This window comes from Hymenobacter coalescens, assembly GCF_054783195.1.
On sequence record NZ_BAAGRA010000014.1, the window covers coordinates 310374 to 328199 of the forward strand.

Annotated in this window: 13 protein-coding genes; 9 read left to right on the forward strand and 4 right to left on the reverse strand. The window is 66.7% G+C overall.

Annotated elements, in window-relative coordinates; translation table 11 throughout:
- The first annotated feature begins 128 nt into the window (after nt 1-128).
- From ACYVKQ_RS10600 to ACYVKQ_RS10640, 9 genes are all read left to right on the forward strand, one after another.
- On the forward strand, nt 129-2063 hold the full coding sequence (locus ACYVKQ_RS10600; protein ID WP_460578131.1) for a 7TM diverse intracellular signaling domain-containing protein: 1935 nt from the start codon (nt 129-131) through the stop codon (nt 2061-2063).
- 493 nt (nt 2064-2556) lie between these two features.
- Nucleotides 2557-3732 carry a SusC/RagA family TonB-linked outer membrane protein gene (locus ACYVKQ_RS10605; RefSeq protein WP_460578132.1) on the forward strand — a complete coding sequence of 392 codons (1176 nt, stop codon included), beginning with the start codon at nt 2557-2559 and terminating at the stop codon, nt 3730-3732.
- 20 nt (nt 3733-3752) lie between these two features.
- Nucleotides 3753-5708, forward strand: a complete 1956-nt coding sequence (locus ACYVKQ_RS10610) for a SusC/RagA family TonB-linked outer membrane protein (protein WP_460578133.1) — start codon at nt 3753-3755, stop codon at nt 5706-5708.
- A gap of 97 nt (nt 5709-5805) precedes the next feature.
- Nucleotides 5806-7311, forward strand: coding sequence for a RagB/SusD family nutrient uptake outer membrane protein (locus tag ACYVKQ_RS10615; protein WP_460578134.1), 1506 nt, complete (start codon nt 5806-5808; stop codon nt 7309-7311).
- Nucleotides 7312-7360: 49 nt separating this feature from the next.
- Nucleotides 7361-8632, forward strand: a complete 1272-nt coding sequence (locus ACYVKQ_RS10620; RefSeq protein ID WP_460578136.1) for a PKD domain-containing protein — start codon at nt 7361-7363, stop codon at nt 8630-8632.
- 95 nt (nt 8633-8727) lie between these two features.
- The gene (locus tag ACYVKQ_RS10625) at nt 8728-9594 is read left to right on the forward strand and encodes a glycoside hydrolase family 16 protein (RefSeq protein ID WP_460578137.1); all 867 of its coding nucleotides are present in this window, start codon (nt 8728-8730) and stop codon (nt 9592-9594) included.
- 156 nt (nt 9595-9750) lie between these two features.
- Nucleotides 9751-10659, forward strand: coding sequence for a glycoside hydrolase family 16 protein (locus tag ACYVKQ_RS10630; protein ID WP_460578138.1), 909 nt, complete (start codon nt 9751-9753; stop codon nt 10657-10659).
- A gap of 75 nt (nt 10660-10734) precedes the next feature.
- Entirely contained in the window at nt 10735-12036 is a 1302-nt protein-coding gene (locus ACYVKQ_RS10635) for a sugar MFS transporter (protein WP_460578139.1), read from the forward strand.
- A gap of 156 nt (nt 12037-12192) precedes the next feature.
- Complete coding sequence (locus tag ACYVKQ_RS10640) at nt 12193-14589, forward strand: glycoside hydrolase family 3 protein (RefSeq protein ID WP_460578140.1); 2397 nt, start codon at nt 12193-12195, stop codon at nt 14587-14589.
- A gap of 252 nt (nt 14590-14841) precedes the next feature.
- On the opposite strand, the gene ACYVKQ_RS10645 is transcribed toward ACYVKQ_RS10640, so the two are convergent.
- The 4 genes from ACYVKQ_RS10645 to chrA form a co-directional block, all read right to left on the reverse strand.
- Nucleotides 14842-15273 (reverse strand): arsenate reductase ArsC, encoded by a 432-nt coding sequence (locus ACYVKQ_RS10645; protein ID WP_460578141.1) that lies wholly within the window; start codon nt 15271-15273, stop codon nt 14842-14844.
- A 104-nt stretch (nt 15274-15377) separates the two neighbouring features.
- Entirely contained in the window at nt 15378-15950 is a 573-nt protein-coding gene (locus ACYVKQ_RS10650) for an ArsI/CadI family heavy metal resistance metalloenzyme (protein ID WP_460578142.1), read from the reverse strand.
- A 33-nt stretch (nt 15951-15983) separates the two neighbouring features.
- Complete coding sequence (locus ACYVKQ_RS10655; RefSeq protein WP_460578143.1) at nt 15984-16331, reverse strand: ArsR/SmtB family transcription factor; 348 nt, start codon at nt 16329-16331, stop codon at nt 15984-15986.
- Nucleotides 16332-16560: 229 nt separating this feature from the next.
- Nucleotides 16561-17742: a chromate transporter gene (chrA, locus tag ACYVKQ_RS10660; RefSeq protein ID WP_460578144.1), complete on the reverse strand. Its 1182-nt coding sequence runs from the start codon at nt 17740-17742 to the stop codon at nt 16561-16563.
- Nucleotides 17743-17826 lie beyond the last annotated feature (84 nt).

A 17826-nucleotide genomic window follows, 5' to 3' on the forward strand; every position in this document is an offset into this window, starting at 1 on the left:
CTCGGGCCACCGCTGGTGCAGCGTGCAGCCGCATTTGGCTAACTTAGCTTTTGTCCATGACCACCTACTGTCCCTTTTTCCGGCTCCCGGCCCTCACTTCCTCTGGGTGGCTCCTGCTTTTGTGGGGAATGCTGCTATGGGCGACGCCCGCTAGGCTGGCCGCTGAACCGGCCGCCGCGGTGCAGCCCTTGCACGTGCGCGCTACCGACGGAGAACTCAACATCAAGCCCGGCAATTACAGCGTACTGGAAGACCGCAGCGGGCGCCTTACCCTGCGCGATGTACAGTCGCCGCGCTACGCGGGGCAGTTTGTGCCAGGCACCAGCATTTCTACCAACATGCAGCACCCGGGAGCGGCCTACTGGTTGCGCCTGAGCGTGCGGGCCCACGGCCGGCAGCCCCAGCACTGGTACCTGGAGCTCTACGACTCCCACATCAGCGACGTGGTGTTTTATGCCGGAGCCGACGGCGTGCGCACCGGGGCCCGTCAGGCCTTCAGCTCCCGGCCCTACGCCTACAAAAACTTTCTGCTGCGCCTGCCGCTGGCCCCCGACGAAGAGCGCACCTTTTACCTGCGCCTGCAGGCCGATTCCAAAACCAGCTTTCTGGCCCGGCTGCGCACGGAAAAGGGCCTGATGGAAAGCTTCCAGCACGACTACGGGCTGCTGGGAGCTTTCTACGGCATCCTGCTCATCATGGTGGTGTACAACCTGTGCCTGTACTTCTTCACCCATGAGCAAACCTACCTGCGCTACGTGCTGTACGTGCTCAGCTGCAGCCTGGTCTTTTTGTCGGAAGACGGGCTGGGTTTTCAGTACCTGTGGCCGCAGCAGCCCTGGATCAACCAGCTGGTCACCATCAGCTCGGCACCGCTGCTGCTGCTCACGTTCTGCTACTACGCCCGCCAGTTTCTCGACGCGCCCCAGCGCCTGCCGGCCTTCGACCCGTGGGTGCGCAACGTGGTGCTGCTTAGCTCGGCCGTGTTGCTCATCGACGCGCTCTGGTGGCACTCCAACCTGGGGTTCTGGCTGTACCTGCTGCCCTACGGCATGTTGTTTTACTCGGCCGTGCGCATCTGGCAGGGCGGCTTCCGGCCAGCCCGGCTGTTCGTACTGTCCAACACGCTGCTGGCGTTCAGCATCGGCTTCCTGATTTTGCGCAAACTGGGCATCGATACGTTCACGACGCCGTTTACCGTCTACAGCATGAACGTGGCCTTCGTGTTGGAGGTGGTGGTGCTCTCGTATGCCCTGGGCGAAAAAATCAAGACCATTCAGGAGGCGACCATGCAGGCGCAGCAGCGCTTGGTGAAGCAGCTGCGCAAGAAGCACCGCGTGCAGGAGCGCTTGGTGGAGCAGCTGCGGCAAAACGAGGAGCTCAAGGACCAGATGAATTCGGAGCTGGAGGTGCTGGTGGCCCGGCGCACGGAGGAGCTGCGGGCCCAGGGCGACACCATTGCTGCCCAGAACCGCGAGCTGCTGCAGGCCAACGGCCTGTTAGCCTTGCAATCGGCCGCCATCGACAAGCTGAACCACGAACTGCAGCTCGACCTGGAGAAAGCCAAGACGGCCCGCGTGCTGGCCCAGGAAGTGGACTTCGGCGAGTTCAGCCAGATCTACCCCGACAAGGACGCCTGCCTGCGCTACCTGGCCGAGCAGAAGTGGGCCACCGGTTACCACTGCCGCAAGTGCGGGCATAACAATTACTGCGAGGGGCGCGAGCCGTACTCCCGCCGCTGCACGCGCTGCCGCTACGTGGAGTCGGCTACGGCTTACACGCTGCTGCAGAAGTGTAAGTTTTCCATCGTGAAGGCCTTTTACGCCGTATTCCTGCTGCACACGCACAAGGGCCAATACTCGGCCCAGGAGCTGTCGCACTTGTTGGAGCTGCGCCGCGCTACTTGCTGGGCGTTCAGCCAGAAGGTGCAGGAAGCCATGGCCCGGCAGGTAGCCGCCCACGGTGAGGACGCGACTTGGACGCGGCTGCTGCTGGACGCGGGTGGTAGCGAGCCGCAGGAGGAAGAGGCGGAGGTCACGACCACAAACCAACCAACGCGGGAGTAAGCAGGGGAGGGGCCGCCTGGCCGAAAAAATGTGCGCCAGAGGCGCATTTTTTTTAGTGTTTTTTACCCGTCAAGCCCGACGACTATAAAGTCTGCAAACGTTTGCAGCAGGGCATAATTTGGCCAGTGAAGTGGGTGCACTAAGCGTACAGCAGTGCGTGCGATGTAAGCGTAAATCGCGGTTTAGAGCCTTTGGGGCGTGATTCGGGGTTGATTTTTTAAAATCCATCCGGATATCTTTGACCATCCCAACCACCCGGCAGCTCCCCACAGCTTCCGTTTCGGATGCCTTCGCCCGCCACCCGCGGCCGTCGGCCTCGCCCTAGTACGGAGTCGCCGCACGACCCCGGCTCCTTCCGGTTCTTGTCTAGCGCCGGTTTGCTTGTTCCTCGCTGTCTTCATGCCCAGCCGCCTCCCAGCGCGGCCTAGCTACCGCCTTGCCTATTGCCCGGGGCGGTGCTTTCCCGAACCCTACCTCACCCCATTCCCTCGCCATGAACCACAACTTTTACTTTAGTCCAGTGTTGCGGCGCGTCGTGCCGCTGGCCACCTGCGGCCTGCTTACGCTGGCAGCTACCCCGAGCCGGGCTGCGGCGGCTGCAGTTCCTGGCTCGGCGGCCGTGCGCGAGCAAGCCGCCGACGTACCCGTTGCGGGACGCGTGACGCAGGAGGGCGGCGCCCCTATGCCCGGCGCCACGGTCATCGTCAAAGGCACGACGCTGGGTACCAGTACCAACGCTGAGGGGCAGTTCTCGTTGAATGTTCCCGATGGGAGCACGCTGGTTATCAGTGCAGTGGGCTTCGTCAGGCAGGAAGTGGCGGTGAACGGGGCCAACCCCAGCATCAGCGTCACCCTGCGCGAAGACGTGCAGGCGCTCAGCGAAATTGTGGTGGTGGGCTACGGTACCCAGTCGCGCGGCAGCGTGACGGGCGCCGTGTCGTCGGTATCAGCCGAGCAGGTAAAGGCCCAGCCCATTGCCGACGCTACCCAGGCCCTGCAGGGCCGCGTGGCCGGCGTGACGGTAACCGGCGGCGGCGGCGACCCCGGCGGCGCCGCGGGCACGGCGGTGCGCGTGCGCGGCCTTACCTCGGCCGGCAACAACGCCCCGCTGTACGTGGTGGACGGCTTCCCGCTGCCCTCCGACCAGGGCGAAAACCAGCTCAACGCCATCAGCCCCAACGACATCGAAAGCATTGACGAGCTGAAGGATGCCTCGGCCACGGCCATCTACGGCCTGCGCGCCGCCAACGGGGTGGTCATCATCACCACTAAGCGCGGCAAGGCCGGCAAGACCAACATCAACTTCGAGGCGTACCGCGGCGTGCAGCAGGTGTGGCGCAAGCTGGACTTCCTCAACGCCGAAGAATACGCCACCATCAACAACGAGAACCGCATTGCCGGCAACTTTCCCATCGTGGTGGATAAGCTGCGCGACCCGGCCGCGCTGGGGGAAGGCACCAACTGGCAGGACTTGATTTTCCGCCGCGCCAAAATCCAGAATTACTCCCTGTCGGCCACGGGGGGCAGCGACAAGGCCCGCTACGCTCTTTCGGGCGGCTATTTTCAGCAGGACGGCACCATCATCGGCTCGAACTTTGAACGCTTCACGCTGCGCGCCAACGGCGACCTGCAGCTGGGCCGTATGCTGAAGCTGGGCACCTCTCCCTGACCCACCTGAACGACCGCCGCGTGGACGCGGGCGGCTCGGAGTTCGGCGTCATCAGCTTTGCCTCGCAGATTCCGGCCACCATCCCGGCGTACCGCGCCGACGGCAGCTGGTACGAGCCCGTCAGCGCCGACAACTTCGTGGAGGAAAACCCGCTGGCCGTGGCCCTCATCGACAACAAGAAGTTTCGCCGCAACCGCGCCATCACTTCGTTTTTCGCCGAGCTGGAGCCGCTCAAAGGCCTGCGCTTCCGCTCCAACGTGGGCGTGGACCTCATCTTCGACGACTACAACGCCTTCCGTCCCAAGCTGGCCAACTCGCAGCGCTACATCCAGGCCGGGGCCACGGCCTCGATGACGCACAACAGCAGCTACCTGCTGGAAAACACGCTGACCTACGACCGCCTCATCGCCGACAAGCACCAGGTAACGCTGCTGCTCGGCCAGTCGGCCCAGCAGTTCGACAGCAAGTACGTGGCCGCCGGCCGCGCGGGCTACCCCACCAACGACCTGCAGAACATCGACCAGGGGCCGCTGACGCCGGTGCCCACCAACGGGGGCGCCGTGCAGCCGCCGCAGCGCCTGGCCTCGTACTTCGCCCGCGCCAACTACGAGCTGGGCGGCCGCTACCTGCTGCAGGCCGTGCTGCGCCGCGACGGCACCTCGCAGTTTGCGCCCGCCCTGAACGGGGAGGACAGCAAGAAGTTCGGGGTGTTTCCGGGCGTGTCGGCGGGCTGGCGCATCTCGGAGGAGGCCTTCATGAAAGACCAGCGCCTGATCAGCAGCCTGAAGCTGCGCGGCGGCTGGGGCAAGGTGGGCAACGCCCTGAACGCGGGCGCCTTCCAGTACCTGTTCTTCATCAACTCCGGCATCCTGTACCCCTTCGGCTCGACGGGCGCCATCAGCAACGGGGCCGCGCCCACCCGCCAGCGCAACCCTGACCTGTCGTGGGAAAACAACGTGCAGACCAACCTGGGCCTGGACGTGGCCGTGCTGGACAACCGCTTGGAAGCCAACCTGGACGTGTACCGCCGCAAGTCGCCCAACCTGATTGCGCCGGTGCCGGCCCTGCTGGTGTCGGGCACCTATGAGCCGGTGAACACCAACGCGGCCTCGGCCGTGAACACCGGCTTCGACCTGGCCCTGACCTCGCGCAACGTGGTGGGCTCGGGCGACGACTTCAACTGGACCACTACCCTGAACGTGTCGCACTACAAGTCCAACCTGGAGTCGCTCGGCCAGGGCCGGCCCTACAACGGCTACTCGGCCCGCAGCGGCGTGGTGGTGCGCTACGACGTGAACCAGCCCTTCGGCGCCTTCTTCGGCTACCAGGCCGACGGTTTGTTCCAGACGGCCGAGGAGGTGCGCGCCCACGCCACCCAGGTGCAGGGCAACACCGACGCCACCCGCACGGCCCCCGGCGACATCCGCTTCGTGGACGTCAACGGCGACGGGGCGGTGAATGCCGACGACCGCACCTACATCGGCTCGCCGATTCCGGACTTCACCTACGGCATCACCAACACGCTCAACTGGAAGGGCTTCGACCTGAACATCTTCGTGCAAGGCTCGCAGGGCAACGACATTTACAACCTGAACCGCTTCTACACCGAAGGCGCGCTGTACGGCAACGGCAGCGGCGTGTCGCGGGTGCTGAACCGCTGGACCGGCGCGGGCAGCAGCACCGACGTGCCCCGCGCCATCAGCGGCGACCCGAACCAGAACCTGCGCGTGTCGAGCTACTTCGTGGAGGACGGCTCCTACGCCCGCCTGAAGCTGCTCACGCTGGGCTACAGCCTGCCCCAATCGGTGCTGCAGCGCGTATCGGCCGCGCAGGTGCGGGTGTACGTGAGTGCCCAGAACCTGGTGACGCTGACCAAATACTCCGGCTACGACCCCGAGGTGGGCCAGTCCGGCATCGACCGCGGCATCTACCCGCAGCCCCGCGTGGTGCTGGCTGGCATCAACTTCGGCTTCTGATCCGGGCCCGGGGCCCGGCTGGCCGGCCCAATCCCGCCGGCCAGCCAGGCCCCTGAGCGCCTCCGTTCCCGAGTCCCCACTTTACATTCCCACTACCATGTTTTCGATAAAACCAACCTGGGGCGCGCTGGCGCTGCTGGGGCTGCTGACGGGTTGCGGCGAGAAGTTTCTCGACGTGAAGCCCAATAACGCCTTCACCGAAGAGAATTTCTACAAAACCGAGTCCGACGCGCTGCAGGCCGTAACGGCCATTTACAGCGAGCTGGGCAAGGGCGGGCAGTACAACTACGCCCTGTGGGGTATCGGCGACATCATGTCGGACAACTCCTACACCGGCGGCGGCGGCGGCGGCGACGGAGCCGAGCAGCAGCAGCTCGACAACTTCGTGATTCCGGCCACCAACCCCCTCGTGAGCCGCCTCTGGGGCGGGTGCTACGTAGGCATCGGCCGCGCCAACATTGCCATCGAGCGGATTCCCGGCATCGAGGCGGCCAGCGCCGGCCTGCGCACCCGCCTAGTGGGCGAGGCCCGGTTTCTGCGCGCCAAGTATTACTTCGACCTGGTGCGCGCCTACGGCGACGTGCCGCTGATCAAGACGCCGCCCAAGTCGCCGGCCGACGCGAACATCCCGCGCACGCCCCAGGCCGAGGTGTACGACCTGATTGTGGAAGACCTGACGGCGGCCATGGCGGCGCTGCCGGCCTCGTACAGCAGCGCCGACCTGGGCCGCGCCACCAAGTGGGCCGCCGCCGGCCTGCTGGCCAAGGTGCAGCTCACCCGCGGCAACCGCCCCGAGGCCGCCCGGCTGGCCAAGGACGTGATTCTGAACAGCGGCAAAAGCCTCTGGCCCAGCTACGGCGACAACTTCAAGGTGGAGAATGAGAACGGCCGCGAGTCGCTGTTTGAGGTGCAGTACATCAGCGGCAACAACTTCGAAAACTTCGGCTTCACCTTCGACGGGCTGGGCTTCGTGGGCAACGAGTTCTTCGGGCCGCGCGGCCAGGGCCTGACCCCGCAGGGCGGCTACGGGCTCAACATTCCCGAAAACGAGTTCGTGGCCGGCTACGAAACCGGCGACCAGCGCCGCGACGTGACCATCTGGAAGCCCGGCGACGCGTACCCCGCCGGCAGCACCCAGCCCCAGCAGCCGGCCTCGCTGCCCGGCTCGCCCAGCGGCTACAACGTGAAGAAGTGGTTTATCGGCAAGACCAACACCAACATCTGGGACTCGGGCCTGAACATTCCGGTGCTGCGCCTGGCCGAGATGTACCTCATTCAGGCCGAGGCCGAAGGCCCGACCGCCGACGGCCTGGAGGCCATCAACAAGGTACGCCGCCGCGCCTTCGGGCTGCCCATCAACCAGCCTGCGCCCGGCCGCGACCTGACCGCCGGCACCGCCAACTTCACCGATGCGGTCATTCGCGAGCGGCGCTACGAGCTGGCCTTCGAGAACGACCGGTGGTTTGACCTGAAGCGCACCGGCAAGCTGCTGACCTTGCCCACCCTGCAGGCCAAGGGCGTGAAACCGTTCAACGTGGTGTTGCCCATTCCGCAGTCGGAGCGCGACGTGAACCCCGGCCTGGTGCAAAACCCCGGGTACTAAGCGGCCCCCGGTCGGAAGCTCCCCACCTCATTCCCACATTCTCCTGATCATGAACTCGAACCTATACCTTGCGTACCTGCGGCGCCCGGCTGCCCGGGGCCTGATGCTGTTGCTGGCTGGCTGGCTGGCCGGCTGCGAGCAGGAAGAAGGCAAGCTGGAAGGCCCCACAGCGGCCGCCAACTTCACCGTGCAGCTGAACACCGCCCAGTACCCGGTGCTGGCCTCCTTCACCAACACCAGCCAGGACGGCTTCGTGTACCAGTGGAACTTCGGCGACGGCCCGGACCTGGTGCAGGGCACCGACGTGACGCACGTGTACCGCCAGGCCGGCACCTACACCGTGACGCTGACGGCCGTGGGCCGCGGCGGCAGCTCCACCAAGACGCAGACGGTCACCATCCCGTCGTTGTGCCCCAACGACGGCTTCAACGTGCTGACGGCCTGCACGGGCACGGGCGCCACCACCTGGACGTTCAGCGACCAGCCCGGCGCCATCCGCCGCCTCTCGGCCTCCGGGGCGGTGCTCTCCACCTCGGCGGCCCCGCTGCCCGGCTGCCAGGCCGACGACCAGTTCTCCTTTTCGCGCAGCTTTACTTACGCCTACGACGCGGCCGGCGGCACCTACGCCGGCACCGCCTGCGGCCCGGCCCGCAACACCAACACCACTTTCCTCTACCGGCCCGTGGGCGCGTTGGGCCAGATCGTGCTCCAGGGCCGCAGCGCCTTCATCGGCCTGCCCGACTCGGTGGTGAACAAGACCTACGACATCCTGGAAGCCAACGCCCTGCGCCTGCGCCTGCAGGGCACCAACCCCGACGGCACCAAGACGGAGGTGACGCTGATGCCCCAGCTCTCGGTGGTGGACCGCACCAAGCTGCTGCTCACCGGCGGCTCGTCGCGCACCTGGGTGCTCGACAACACGGTGGCCGCTACCATCGTGGTGGGCCCCAGCGACGCCGACCCGACTGGCTACTACGCCGGCGGCCCGCTGGGCTCCCTGCCCGCCTGCCAGACCGATGATGAGTTTACCTTCAGCACGGCCAACGTGTACACCTACGACGCCAAAACCGAAACGCTGGTGGCCCCGGCCCAGACCTGCCAGGCGCCCCGCTCGGGCACCTCGCCCTTCGTGTTCGGGCCGGTAGCCGCCGGCGCGGGCATTGCCCAGATCGAGCTGACCTCGCCCTCGGCCTTTATCGGCGTCACCGACGCGGCCAACCGCGTCTACCGCATCATCTCCATCGACAACCAGCGCATGGTGCTGCGCGTGGGCCCGCCCGCCGGCGTGGTGGTGCACACCATGAAGCTGCGCGTCAAGTAACTGCCTGGGTACCACGGTAGCCGGGGCGGAAATCCAGTGCTCTGCCGGTGCTTTACCCCGACTACCGCTCACCCGTTTTTGTTTTCCGAATGCCCATGATTTCGTCCGTACTGCTGCGCCGCGCGGGCCTGTGCCTAGGCCTGGGGATCAGCCTGCTGGGCTGCACCGAGGAACCGCCCAAGCCGCTGCCGGCCCCCGCGCCGGCCCCCGCCACGCCCAACGCCGCCGCCCGCGACTTTGCCGACTACAACCAGAAGGTCGAGACGCTGAGCGACGAGTTCGATACGCCCACCCTGAACCTGCAGAAATGGAGCTACGAGGTGCGCGACGACTGGTTTAACAACGAGAAACAGGCCACCACCAGCTCGCCCAACAACCTGTTTTTGCAGAACGGGGAGCTGCACATCGTGGCCCGGCGCGAGCCGCTGCGCAACAAGCAGTTCACCTCCGCCCGCATCGTGACCAAGGACAAGATGAACTACGGCTACGGCCGCCTCGACATCCGCGCCAAGCTGCCGAAAGGGCAGGGCATCTGGCCGGCCATCTGGATGCTGGGCATCAACGACGGGGTAGTGGGCTGGCCGGCCTGCGGCGAAATCGACATCATGGAGCTGCGCGGCAGCCGGCCCGCCGAGTGCGTGACCACCGTGCACTTCGGCCCCAACCCCGCCGCCCACCAGGAAAGAACCTCGAATTGGCGCCTGCCCGCCGGCGATTTTTCGCAGAACTTCCACACCTTCTCGCTGATCCGCAGCCAGGACCAGCTGCGCTGGTACGTCGACGGCACGCAGGTGTTCAGCGTCACGCCCGCCGGGGTATCGCCGTACCCCTTCAACAACCCCTTCTACGCCATCCTGAACGTGGCCGTGGGCGGCAACTTCGACGGCGACCCGATGGCCACCAAGCCCTTTCCCAAGGAAATGGTGGTCGATTACGTCCGCTTTTACCAGTACCCGCAGTAGCCGCCGGCCGGGCGCCCGCGCCCGGCTCCGGCCCGTAGCGACCCGGCCTCCCGGGGCGGTCCGCGGCCAACGATTGTCGAATGCCTGGTGTGGGACCGGGCATTGGGGAGAGGCGTTGGCCGGGGCCGTCCCACCAGGAGGCGTTTTTTCACTCCGATGATGCACCATCCCTTTTGCCGTTCGCGCTTCATCGCCCTGGTCCTGGGCCTGGCTCTGGCAGGCGCCAGCACCGCCGGGCTGGGCCTGCTGGCCCGGCCGGCAGGCCCGAAGCCCGGTCCGCGCCCGCCGAAGCAGGCGGCCGCCAGGGCGCCGCGCTACACCTTCCGGAAGCTGGTCTGGCGCGATGAGTTCAATTACACCGGCCTGCCCGACTCGGCCCGCTGGGGGTACGAGGTGGGCGGCCACGGCTGGGGCAACCAGGAACTGCAGTACTACACCAAAGCCCGCCCGGAAAACGCCCGCGTGGAAAGCGGCCACCTCGTCATCGAAGCGCGCCGGGAAGCCCTCTACGCCCCGAATCCGTACACCTCCGCCCGGTTGGTATCGAAGGCACGAAGCGGCGGCAGCCTCGCCTACGGCCGCATCGAGGTGCGGGCGCAGCTGCCGGCGGCCCGGGGCACCTGGCCGGCCATCTGGATGCTGCCCGACGAGTGGAAGTACGGCGACAAAAGCTGGCCCGACAACGGCGAAATCGACATCATGGAGTATGTGGGCTACCGGCCGGGCATCGTGCAGGCCACCACGCACTGCCGCAAGTATTACTTCCGCACCAACACCCAGAAAACGGACTCCGTGGCCGTGCCCACGGCCACCACGGCCTTTCACGTGTACGCGGTGGAGTGGACGCCCGAAACCATCACGGCCTTCGTGGACGACCGGGCCTACTTCACCAGCCGCAACGAGCACTCGGGCTGGCAGGCCTGGCCCTGGGACCACCCCTTTCACCTGCTGCTAAACGTGGCGGTGGGCGGGGAGTGGGGCGGGCGCCGGGGCGTGGATGCGGACGCGTTTCCCCAGCGGATGCTCGTCGACTACGTGCGCTTCTACCGCCTCAAGCAACGCTAACCCCTGGGCCGCCCGGCCTGCTTTGTTCGCCGGCCCGCGGGCCGCTTTTTTTCGCTTATTCATTCGGTTTTCTGCATGGCCGCTCCCGTTGTATCCGCCACCGCCCCGCCCACGGCTGCTGCGCCCGGCGCGCCCCGGCCCAGCTACGCCCCGGCACTGGCCTCGCTCACGGTGCTGTTTTTCATGATGGGCTTCATCACCTGCCTGAACGACATCCTGATTCCTTACCTGAAGGGCCTGTTTACGCTCAGCTACGCAGAGGTAAACCTGGTGAACTTCTGCTTTTTCGGGGCGTACCTGGTGATGGGCGTGCCGGCCGGCTGGGTGGTCAAGCGCCTGGGCTACAAGGGCGGCATGCTCGCGGGCTTTTTGGTGGCGGCCCTGGGGGCGGCGCTCTTTTTCCCCGCGGCCGAAAGCCGCACGTTTGCCCTGTTTCTGGGCGCGCTGTTCGTGCTGGCCACGGGCATCGTGCAGCTGCAGGTGGCCGGCAACCCTTACGTGGCCATCCTGGGCCCGCCCGAAACGGCATCGGCGCGCCTCACGCTCACGCAGGCCTTCAACTCGCTGGCCACCACCGTGGCCCCGCCCCTGGGGGCCTACCTGATCCTCGCGCGCCTGCCCGACCTGAAAAAGCTGAACCCGACCCAGGCCGCCGCCCTCGACGTGACGGCGGTGCAGTACCTGTACTTGGGCATCGCCGCCGTGCTGGTGCTCATCAGCCTGCTGCTGGCTTTGCTGCGGCTGCCGCGCATCGCGCACGCCCCGGCCGCGGCCGGCGACGCGCGTCGGGCCTGGCACTACCGCCACTTGCTGCTGGGCTTGGTGGGCATCTTCGCCTACGTCGGGGCCGAGGTAGCCATCGGCTCGCACATCGTGGCCTATCTGAATCAGCCCGAAGTCATGGGCTTGGACGCCTTGGCCGCCGGCTACCGCGTGTCCTACTACTGGGGTGCGGCCATGGCGGGACGGTTTCTGGGCATCGGCCTGCTGCGGGTGGTGCGGCCCGGCCGGGTGCTGGCCTTCAATGCCGTCGGCGCGGTCGTCCTGGTACTGGTATCCATCAACACCACCGGCGCGGTGGCCATGTGGAGCCTGCTGGCGGTCGGGCTGATGAACTCGGTGATGTTCCCGGTCATCTTTACCCTGGCCGTGGCCGGGCTGGGCCGCCACACCGAGGACGCCTCCGGCCTGCTGTCGGCGGCCATCGTGGGCGGGGCTATCATTCCCCCGCTGTTCGGCCTGGTGGCCGACAGCAGCCTCGGGGGCGGGGGTGTGCACGCGCTGCGCCTAGCCTTCCTGCTGCCCGCTACCTGCTACTGCTACATCCTCTGGTACGGCCTGCGCGGCCACCGGCCGACGGCCGCGCCCGCGGCCTAGCCCGGCCCCCACACCGCCCGCCGCCCCCGCGCGGGGGCCAAACGGTGCCTTCTGGCCTAGTACCCGCCCGGTCGCCGGGCGGGCCGGCCCCCTCATGCTGACGGAGTTCCCCGCCGTCGTCTCCTTTTCCCGGATTTTCCAACCTCCCTTTTTACCATGGCGAAGCATCTTCCCCACCTCACGCTGCTCGCGCTGCTGACGGGCACGCTGGCGCTGAACGCTCAGGCTCAGCGGCAGAAAGTAAAAGTCAAGGCCCCGGCCGCGGCAAGTCGGGCGTCCAGCGGGGCCTCGGCCGCCAGCGTGGCGCCGCGCGTGGAGGCCCTGCTGGCCCAAATGACGCTCGAAGAAAAAGTAGGCCAGATGGCGCAGATTACCCTGGACGTGGTGGGCAAAGGCCAGTCGCGCTTTGCTAGCGACGAGCCCTTCGCCCTGGACCCGGCCAAGCTGCGCGACGCGGTGGCGAAATACAAGGTGGGCTCCATCCTGAACGCAGCCAACAACCGCGCCCGCACCCCGCAGGTGTGGGAGGGCATCATCCGGCAGATCCAGGACGTGGCCACCAAGGAGACGCGGCTCCGCATCCCGGTGATTTACGGCATCGACGCCGTGCACGGGGAAACCTACACGGCCGGCGCCACCATGCTGCCGCAGCAGATTGCGCAGGCCGCGAGCCGCAACCGCGCGCTGGTGCGGCGGGGCGCCGAAATCACGGCCTACGAAACGCGGGCCAGCGCCATTCCCTGGGTGTTTTCGCCGGTGCTGGACCTGGGCGCCGACCCGCGCTCGGCGCGGCAGTGGGAAACCTTCGGCGAAGACCCCTACCTGATTGCCGAGCTGGGCCGCGAAGTCGTGAAGGGCTACGAGGGCGCGCAAAACAACGTCGGCGACCCCACGCACGTGGCGGCCAGCATCAAGCATTTCCTGGGCTACCAGGTGCCACAGTCGGGTAAGGACCGCACCAACGCTTACATCCCGCTGGAGTCGCTCTACGAGTACCACCTGCCGGCCTTCCAGGCCGCCATTGACGCCGGTGCCCACACCATCATGATTAACTCGGGCCTGATCAACGGCGTGCCCATGCACGCCAACCACGAGCTGCTGACCAAGCTGCTGAAGGAGCGCCTGGGCTTTCAGGGCTTGGTGGTAACGGACTGGGGCGACATCGACAACCTCTACAAGCGCGACCACCTCGCGGCCAACGCCAAGGAGGCGGTGGCCCTGGCCATCAACGCGGGCATCGACATGGGCATGCTGGCCTACCAGTACGAGGAGTTCTGCGACAACCTGGTGGCCCTGGTCAAGGAAGGCCGGGTGCCGCAGGCCCGCGTGGACGATGCCGTGCGCCGCATCCTGCGGGTGAAGTTCCAGCTGGGGTTGTTTGAGACGCCGGTTACCCGCTTTCAGGACTACCCGCAGTTCGGTAGCGCCGCGCACGAGCAGGCCGCCTACCAGACCGCCGCCGAAGCCATTACCCTGCTGAAAAACCAGAACGGGCTGCTGCCGCTGAAGAAATCCAGCAAGGTGCTCGTCACGGGGCCCAACGCCAACTCCATGCGCACGCTCAACGGCGCTTGGACCTACTCCTGGCAGGGGGAAAAGGTGGAGGAATTCGCCGCCCGCTACCACACCATTCTGGAGGCCGTGCAGCAGGAAATCGGCGCGCCAAACGTCCGCTACGTGCCCGGGGTGAGCTACAACCCGAAGCAGGACGGCAAATACTACCAGGAGTCGGCCGACCAGCTGGAAGAGGCCGTGGCGGCGGCCCGCGACGTGGACGTGGTGCTGCTGTGCCTGGGCGAAAACAGCTACGCCGAAAAGCCCGGCGACCTGAACGACATGACCCTCTCGCCGCTGCAAATCGAGCTGGCCCGGCGCCTGGCGGCCACCGGCAAGCCCGTGGTGCTGGTGCTCAACGAAGGCCGCCCGCGCGTGATCAGCGCTTTTGAGCAGCAAATGCCGGCCATCGTGCAGGCCTACCTGCCCGGCAACCACGGCGGCGACGCCCTGGCCGATATCCTCTTCGGTGACGTGAACCCCTCGGGCAAGCTGCCCTACACCTACCCGCGCTACCCCAACGCCCTGGTGAGCTACATCCACAAGCACGCCGAGGAGCAGAAGCGCGGGGAAGGCGCCTACAACTACGAGGCCGACTACAACCCGCAGTGGGAGTTCGGGCACGGGCTGAGCTACACGACCTTCGAGTACAGCCAGCTGGCGGTGGACAAAACGACCGTGGGCCGCGACGGGCAGCTGAGCGTGAGCGTGCAGGTCAAAAACACCGGCCCGCGCGAAGGCAAAGAGGCCGTGCACCTGTACTCCTCTGACCTGGTGGCCAGCCTGATTGCGCCCGACGTGCGGCGACTGCGCCGCTTCGAGAAAATCAGCCTGAAACCCGGCGAGGCCAAGACCGTCCGGTTTACCTTGCCGGCGGCGGAGCTGGGCTACACCGGCCCGCAAGGGGAGCGGGTGCTGGAGGCCGGGGAGTTTGACCTGCGCATCGGCTCGCTGGTGCAGCGCATCACCCTGGTGGATGCCGGCACCTCGGCCAACTAAGTGAGTAGCAGATGGTGAGTGCCAGGTAGCCAGTTGCCCCAAACCGGGCTGCGGGGCTACCTGAGCCGTCCTGCTGGGCTCCGCTACCCTTCGGTGTGGCGGAGCCCAGCAGGACGGTCTTTTTACGGGCTGCGCACACGCGCAGACGGAGGTAGCAGACGGGAGTCAGACGCTGCCAGCCGGATAAGCGGTGCGCACGTACGACGCCGTACCAAAAGCCGCTTCGCCCGCCCGGCAGGGACGTGAAACCGTTTAGGCGGCGCCGAACTCGCGCCGAACGAACGCCTGCGCGTACGCCTTTACTTGGTCGCGCACCGAGCGAAACTGCCCGAGAATTTCGTTCTCCGTGCCGGTCGCCCGGGCCGGGTCCGGAAAGTTGTGGTGCAGCTGCTGCGCCGCGGCCGGAAACACGGGGCAGACTTCGCGGGCGTGGTCGCACACGGTGATGATGTAGTCAAACGGCACCGTGGCGTACTCGTCGACGTGGTTGCTGGTGTGGTGCGAGATGTCCACGCCGTCTTCGCGCATGACCTGCACAGCCCGTGGGTTCAGGCCGTGGGTTTCCACGCCCGCCGAGCGGACGGTAGCCGCCTCGCCCAGCAGCTGTTGCAGGTAGCCGTGCAGCAGTTGGCTGCGGCAGGAATTGCCGGTGCACAGCACCAAGATGTTTTTCGTATTGGACATAGAACGGAGAGAAACGAGCGGGAGAGGCTCCGCGCCGGCCGCGGGCGCGGTCAACCAACCGGTGGCAACAACCGGCGCGGCCGGGGCCGCGCCGCGGCCAGTCATCAGCAGCAACCGCCGCCGGGTGCGCAGGCCGCAACGGGCGCGGGTGTGGCGTCCACCAGCGGAAAGGCCATCGGCGCGGTGGTCAGCAGTGCATCAGCGGCCGGGGCAGCTGTGGCGGCCGGGGCAATGCAGCACTGGCTGGCGGCGCTGCTGTGCTCGTACTCGGCCTGGTAGCGCGGGTCGTTAAACTCGGCATCCTCGTGGAAGTAGTACACTTCCCACTCCACTCCGTCGGGGTCGTTGACCCAGAACTTGTCCTGCTTGGCGTAGCAGCAGGCGGTGCCCATTTCTTCGCGGGCTACCAGGCCGGCGCGGCGCGCCGCGGCCAGGCGCAGCTCCATCTCGGCCACGGTTTCCACCTGAAAGCCCAGGTGGCCGAAGTGGCTGGCCACGCGGTCGGGATTTTCCACGAAGGAAATGATAAGCGAAGGATTGTCGAGCACGTACTTGGCGTAGCCGCGGCGAATTTTGGTCGCCGGCTGGCCGAAGAAGGCCGTGTAAAAGTTGACCGTGGCCGTTAGGTCCGACACGTACAGCGAGACGTGCATGCGGGGGAAGACAGTGGTTTCCATAGGGCAGAAAGGAAAAGGTGAGACAACAAACGATTAGCAGCAGGCCGCGCCCGGCTCGCAGGCGGCGTGGGCAACGGCCCCCGCGAAGAAGGCCGCGAACTGCTGCTGCACTTGGCGCAGCAGGGCCGTGTTGAGGCAGTAGCACACGGTCAGCCCGTCAATCTCGCCGCGAATCAGGTCCAGGGCCTTGAGCTCCTGCAGGTGCTGGGACACAGTGGTGCGCGAGAGCGGCAGCTCGGCCGCAATGTCGCCCGAGATACACGTCTGTTTGGAAGCCAGCAACTGAATGATGGCCACCCGCGCCGGGTGCGCCAAAGCCTTGGCCACGCGGGCTAGTTGCTGTTGCTCTTCCGTAAAAGCGGCCGTTTTAGCGTACGTCATGCAGGGTCGTGTAGTATGACGCAAATATACGTCATTGTTATGTCGTATTTTTACGACATGGTCGAAATTTATTTTTCAGACGCTCGGTAAGGCAGCCAGGGCCATGGGTACGGACGGGCGCGCAGCGGGCGAAACAGCCGCAGGCGCCCCGGCAAGGGTTGGCCGCCCGCAACACCGCCGACCCGATTCTGCTCACTGCCGCTGTGATAGGACCAGGCCGCCCCGCCCGCTAGGCGAGGCCCGCCCAGTGCAGCCCAACGCCTAAGACGGCGGCGCCTAGCACCAGCCAGGCCGAGTTCACGCGAAAACGAATCAGCAGGGCCGCGCTGAGCAGGGCCAGCAGCGTCGTGGGCACGTCCACCACGGCCGTACGCGCCAGCACCACCGATACGGCCGCCATCAGGGCCCAGGAGGCCGCGTTCAGCCCATCGAGAAAAGCCCCGGCCACCGGCGACCGGCGCAGCCGCGCCAGCAGCGGAATGCTCAGGCCCACGAACACAAACGCGGGCAGGAAAATCCCAACCGTGGCCACCAGCGCCCCCCGCCAGCCGCTCAGCACGTAGCCGATAAACGTGGCTGTGGTAAACACGGGGCCGGGCGTCACTTGGCCCACCACCACCGCGTCGAGGAGCTGGGCCTCGCGCAGCCAGTGCAGGCGCTGCACCAGATCGGCCTCCAGAAACGCGAGCAGCACGTAGCCGCTGCCGTAGAGCACCGAGCCGATTTTGATAAATATCAACAGCAGCGGGCCCAGGCCTGGTGGCCCGGCTGCTCCGCCGGGGCCGCCGGGCGCCAGCAGCAGGGGCAGCGAGGCCAGCGCCGCGACGGCCCCGAGCAGCAGCAGCAACGCCGGCGGCACCGTGCGGCGGGGCAGTGTGGGCCAGCGCTGGGCGGCCGTGGCCACCCCCGCCGCAAAAAGCAGCAGCAGCTCGTGGACGCCCAGCAGGCCCAGCACCAAGGCGCTGGCCGCCACCAGCCGCAGCGGCCAGGTGGTCAGCGCCGTGCGCCCGAGGCTCCAGAGGGCCTGGGCTACCACGGCCACGATAACCGGCTTCACGCCGTAGAGCACCCCCGTCAGGGCAGGCAGGGTGCCGAAGCGTACGTAGGCCCAGGCAAACCCCATGACCAGCAGCATGGCCGGTAGAATAAAGCAGCTGCCCGCCACCAACAGCCCGGCCCAGCCGCGCCGCTCGTAGCCAATGTGAATGGCCAACTCTGTGGAATTGGGTCCGGGAATCAGGTTGGTGGCGCTGAGCAGGTCCAGGAACTGCTGCTGGCTGAGCCAGCCCCGGCGGCGTACCACTTCTTCCTCCATCAGCGCGATGTGGGCCGCCGGCCCGCCAAAGGCCGTGGCTCCGAGCCGCAGAAACAGCCAGGCCAGCTCGCTCAGGGAAGTGGTGGGCTCGGCCATCACGCCAGAACCGGCTGCCGCACCGGGTAGGGCAGGGTGGGCCCCGGCGAAACGCGGAGAGCGGGCAGAAGCGGGCTGGGCATG

Bases quoted from the DNA above. Each gene is read 5' to 3' on its own strand.
- ACYVKQ_RS10600 (WP_460578131.1), top strand. From the start codon at position 129: ATGCTGCTATGGGCGACGCCCGCTAGGCTGGCCGCTGAACCGGCCGCC.
- ACYVKQ_RS10605 (WP_460578132.1), top strand. From the start codon at position 2,557: ATGAACCACAACTTTTACTTTAGTCCAGTGTTGCGGCGCGTCGTGCCG.
- ACYVKQ_RS10615 (WP_460578134.1), top strand. From the start codon at position 5,806: ATGTTTTCGATAAAACCAACCTGGGGCGCGCTGGCGCTGCTGGGGCTG.
- ACYVKQ_RS10620 (WP_460578136.1), top strand. From the start codon at position 7,361: ATGAACTCGAACCTATACCTTGCGTACCTGCGGCGCCCGGCTGCCCGG.
- ACYVKQ_RS10625 (WP_460578137.1), top strand. From the start codon at position 8,728: ATGATTTCGTCCGTACTGCTGCGCCGCGCGGGCCTGTGCCTAGGCCTG.
- ACYVKQ_RS10630 (WP_460578138.1), top strand. From the start codon at position 9,751: ATGATGCACCATCCCTTTTGCCGTTCGCGCTTCATCGCCCTGGTCCTG.
- ACYVKQ_RS10635 (WP_460578139.1), top strand. From the start codon at position 10,735: ATGGCCGCTCCCGTTGTATCCGCCACCGCCCCGCCCACGGCTGCTGCG.
- ACYVKQ_RS10640 (WP_460578140.1), top strand. From the start codon at position 12,193: ATGGCGAAGCATCTTCCCCACCTCACGCTGCTCGCGCTGCTGACGGGC.
- ACYVKQ_RS10645 (WP_460578141.1), bottom strand. From the start codon at position 15,273: ATGTCCAATACGAAAAACATCTTGGTGCTGTGCACCGGCAATTCCTGC.
- ACYVKQ_RS10650 (WP_460578142.1), bottom strand. From the start codon at position 15,950: ATGGAAACCACTGTCTTCCCCCGCATGCACGTCTCGCTGTACGTGTCG.
- ACYVKQ_RS10655 (WP_460578143.1), bottom strand. From the start codon at position 16,331: ATGACGTACGCTAAAACGGCCGCTTTTACGGAAGAGCAACAGCAACTA.
- chrA (WP_460578144.1), bottom strand. From the start codon at position 17,742: ATGGCCGAGCCCACCACTTCCCTGAGCGAGCTGGCCTGGCTGTTTCTG.